The sequence below is a fragment of the Brevundimonas sp. genome (assembly GCF_046293315.1).
Classification (GTDB): domain Bacteria; phylum Pseudomonadota; class Alphaproteobacteria; order Caulobacterales; family Caulobacteraceae; genus Brevundimonas.
In genome coordinates, this window is the sequence record NZ_JBKBPF010000124.1 from 1 (window position 1) to 526 (window position 526).

Sequence of the window (526 nt, forward strand, 5' to 3'; positions counted from 1 at the left end):
GGACGGCGCTCGCGCGGGGGCACGCACCTCCTCACACTTGTCGCAAATCACCATGCACTGGCCGTCCATGAAGCCGCGGCAGTGGCAGTAGCGCTTGAGGCCGTCATCCAGGGCGGGCTGCAGCTTGCTGGCCAGCGGCAGCTCCGCAGGGATGGTGCTCGCCTCCTCCAGCAGCTCTTGCAGCCTGGCGGCGGAGGGCGAGGAAGCGGCCAGCGCCTGACGGGCCGAGCGGCGCGTCATGCGGTGGTGGCGGCGGTGGTGGCGGCGGTGGTGGCGGCGGCGGCGGCGGCGGCGGCGGGAGGCACGCACCTGCTCCGTGTCGGCCTGCCAGCGCACGGCGCGGTGCAGCACGCGGCGCAGCAGCGCCACGCCCTCCAGCCCGCCCACCCCCACGCACTTGGCGTCACGCAGCAGGCGGCGCAACGCGGGCACGGTGAGCGTGCCGGACAGCACGTGGCGCGCCTCCTCGCCCCAGATGCGCGCGCACACCACCGCCAGCACAAACTTGCAGAAGTGCGTGCTGCGG

General features: G+C 74.5%; 1 protein-coding gene. It reads right to left on the reverse strand.

Going from position 1 to position 526, the window contains the following annotated elements:
- The coding region (locus ACK4SE_RS14355; RefSeq protein WP_409694086.1) for a hypothetical protein at window positions 1-526 on the reverse strand (526 nt) is incomplete at both ends.